Genomic DNA, 3,514 nt, shown 5'->3' with positions numbered 1-3,514 from the left:
CATTAGCCACGCAAACCGGCATGACAATTAAATGGCTCAAGGATCAAGGCCTGCTATCTGTCAAAGAACTGTGGGTGAACACCCATTACCCGGCTACGGCCCGGTAATTTAAGTGAGGCGCGCAGTGCGGACCCGCATGCTACGTGCCGTGGGGGCTGGGGGAGAAAAACCCCCGGCTACCCGATTGTGCGGTTTTATATGATTTGCCGTGCCCACTCTTTATTTGATTTCATGATTTTCGAAGGCGGTTCGTGTTCAAATAGATTTTGCTGGCTTGAACGTTCCTTTATTCTTCGATTTGCCAGTTTTACATATTCAGGTTCGATGTCATACCCGATATAATGCCTGCCATCCTTCAACGCTGTGAGACAGGCAGTTCCGCTGCCACAAAACGGGTCTAGGACAACATCTTTCTCAAAAGTATATAGCTGGATAAGGCGATGTGGTAGTTCCTCTGGGAAGGGTGCAGGATGTCCAATGCTACGAGCTGAGACGGCGGGAAATGTCCAAACGCTTTTTGTCCATTCAAGAAATTCTTCTTTAGCTATCGTATCTTTATTATTCCCTCGTTTCCTTGAAAAGGATTCTTTTGAAAAAACTAAAATATATTCGTGAATGTCTCTTAATACAGGGTTTGCCGCCGATTGCCAGCTTCCCCATGCGGTTGAAGGGCTTGAACTTGATGCCTTATTCCAGATGATTTCACCACGCATGAAATAGCCAAGTTGAAGCATGTCCTCTATAATGTAGCTATGTAGCGGTATGTATGGTTTCCTCCCAAGATTGGCAATATTTATACATGCTCTTCCACCCGTAACCAGTTTTTTGTAAGTTTCCTTGAACACCACCTTTAGTAATGTTCTATATTCATCAAGGGAAAGGTCTTTGTCATATTCTTTCTTTACATTATATGGTGGTGATGTGACCATTAAATGGACACTGTAGTCGGGGATATCATCCATTATCTCGCTTGATTTGCAGTAGATTTTATCAATGCTTTCATCGGGGATATGGTTTTCGATAATTTTAATCGTTTCAAGCGGCTTTTTACCCGCATATAATTTGCTGTCATAAAACTCAGAAGAATCATGATTGATCCGCCCCGGAGTCCCGAAAGAACTGGTTTTTGTTCCATTACGGTTATGCTTTATCTCTTTCATGTTTTGTTATTCTTTCTTGATAAGTTTTAAAAAGACTTCTGCCTTCTTTTCGTAAGTTCCTTCACGGTTTGCCGTCTCGATAATATTTCCTAATTGTTTTTTGCTTTTCATGCTGGAAAAGAAGTTCCTTTCCTCTAACAGTAAGATATCAAAGGTTCTCCTTAGTTCTTCAAAATCGTCAAACCTACAGAATCCCCGTTTTTCAGTCTTCTTTAAATTCTCGCCGTTATTATCCAACGGCTTTGGGTTTACAGACCAGAAGCCTTGTATAATTCCTGCAACCTTCAGATGGTCAACCTTCGGATAATAGCTATTTGTAATGGGCGTATTGCCCATCACAATAATTGGGATTGTAGAAGCTTTAAAACTCGAAACTCTTATGTTTATGCTCTTACCAATGCCCTTCAACATTGAATCGGAACGTAACAAGCCGGGATTACCCTGATGTGTCTTATAATCTCCAATGCAGGATAAAGCTTTACCGCGTAGTTCCCAATTCCAGACAATGGACATCTTTACCTCAATTATAGCCACGATATCCTCTGGCCGCTGGTTGATATTCTTGCTTTTTGAAATGACAACATCAGCAGGTGACATATTTGTCAAGGCAATCTCGTCACAGATTGCACCTTGAACGGCAAACAGCCCTTTATCTTTGACGACTTCTTGGATTAAGTCCGTTGTCCATTTCTCAGTAAAATTCCCGATTAATGAGTTTCTGCTTTGGAGGGTGCTTTCTTGCCATCATAGCCTTTGGGCCAATAGGCGAGGTATCTATTTTTATCGGTCACATAGAACAACTGTTCTGGAGTGGCAAATTTAACTGATTCAGCAAAAAACTTACTTTCAATATCCTTGTTCCAAAGTTCCATAGTGTGGGGATTCCACCTTTTTTAAATTAAGATTTAAAGTCTTTTCTTTGGATTTTATTGGTTTGATGTCTTTAACTCTATTTATTATTTAGGCACAACACAAAGTTCACCGGCCGGGAACACAAACCGGCTGTGTTTTAACCACGTTTAACTCAACCAAGGTTATTTGGAAAAAAGGCGCGGGTTCCCGGTCGAGTGTGTAACGCTTTGTTATTTTTTTATGCAATCTTATTTATTATTTTGCCTTGTTCAGGTAATTGAATAAAAAAAGACCGATAATCCCACCTATTGCTGCTGAGGCAAATGTAACTAGTATAACGTTTCATTAAATTATATACAAGTTAATATTTAGCGACTGTATCAAATTTTTTCCAACGGAAGACTACAGGAGCAGAATTCATTTCCTTTATGCCAAGAAGGATTCTCTCCTTGAGTTCTTCCAGTGTTTTGACACGAATACCTTTTAAAAAGGTTCTTGCCATTTTACCGAATAATGTTTCAACCAAATTCAGCCAGGAGCCATGAGTAGGAGTATGGACATAAATAAATCTATTTGGCTTTGTGGCAAGATATGCCCTGGTTTCCTTGGAAACATGTGCAGAGTGATTATCCAGAACGACTCGAATTTGGCACTCTTTGGGGTAATATCTGTCGAGTTCATCAAGAAGACATATAAATTCTTTGCTGCGATGGCGATCATGGACTTGTGCAATTACATGTCCATCCTGAAGATCAAGAGATGCCAGAATTGATACGGTACCCATTCTTTTGTATTGGTGATCTCGAAGTACTCGAGAATTTTTTTCCGGATTCGGCATAATATCATCGGCAAGATTATCAAGAGCCTGCACCCCAGGTTTCTCATCTACCGATACAGTAACGATCTTTTGTGAGTCTTCAGAATTTCCCTGAAGTATTGAGGCCTCTTTATAGACCATTAATATTTCTTTCATTTTGTTATCAAAGTCAGGGTCCCGGCTATGACAATAATAAGCGATTTTGTCAGGTCGTATAGGATGGCTTGAAAGGATTCGCTGGATTGTTGCCTTAACTGCTTTTTGCAAGCATGGATATCCATTCTGCACAGAATAATTTCTAACATGCTGAGCCAGAGAATTCCGAGACCAGAATTCAGCAGCATAACCGTGTTCTTTGGGTTTCGTACAAGCAAGACTAATAACCCAGCTCTTTGCTTCCTCAGTGATTGTAGGATCAAACGGGCGATGAAAAGTGTCTTTTAAGGCAGCTTCTACACCCATCGAAAGAGCCTTGTCAATACACTTGTAAATGGTTGCTCGCGTTGTCTTTAATTCTTTGGAAATTGCAGAGAGTCCGATTCCATCGACGTATTTCAACAATATTTTGGATCTTTGGACCTCTTGCAAAGGTAGTGTTCTTGAGTGGGACATTTTGATAAGCGAATCTTTTTGTTCACCGGTTAAAATAAGTTTTGCTCTCTGGCTTTTTCTGGACATGATTACC

The 3,514-nt window shown here is 40.4% G+C and carries 4 protein-coding genes; all 4 read right to left on the bottom strand.

The annotated features are described in order from the left end of the window. Positions 1–194: 194 nt before the first annotated feature. Positions 195–1,160, bottom strand: coding sequence for a DNA-methyltransferase (locus VXK47_RS07640; protein WP_435548177.1), 966 nt, complete (start codon positions 1,158–1,160; stop codon positions 195–197). A 6-nt stretch (positions 1,161–1,166) separates the two neighbouring features. After that, positions 1,167–1,694 (bottom strand): hypothetical protein, encoded by a 528-nt coding sequence (locus tag VXK47_RS07635; RefSeq protein ID WP_435548176.1) that lies wholly within the window; start codon positions 1,692–1,694, stop codon positions 1,167–1,169. Positions 1,695–1,867: 173 nt separating this feature from the next. Further along, positions 1,868–2,032 carry a hypothetical protein gene (locus VXK47_RS07630; RefSeq protein ID WP_435548175.1) on the bottom strand — a complete coding sequence of 55 codons (165 nt, stop codon included), beginning with the start codon at positions 2,030–2,032 and terminating at the stop codon, positions 1,868–1,870. Positions 2,033–2,373: 341 nt separating this feature from the next. After that, positions 2,374–3,514 (bottom strand): IS630 family transposase (locus VXK47_RS07625; RefSeq protein WP_435548174.1); only part of this gene is annotated, 1,141 nt, incomplete at its 5' end.

The sequence above is a fragment of the Desulfobacterium sp. N47 genome (assembly GCF_051233685.1).
Classification (GTDB): domain Bacteria; phylum Desulfobacterota; class Desulfobacteria; order Desulfobacterales; family RPRI01; genus RPRI01.
Note: the sequence above shows the minus strand (reverse complement) of the source record. Positions and strands in the feature narration are given on the sequence as shown.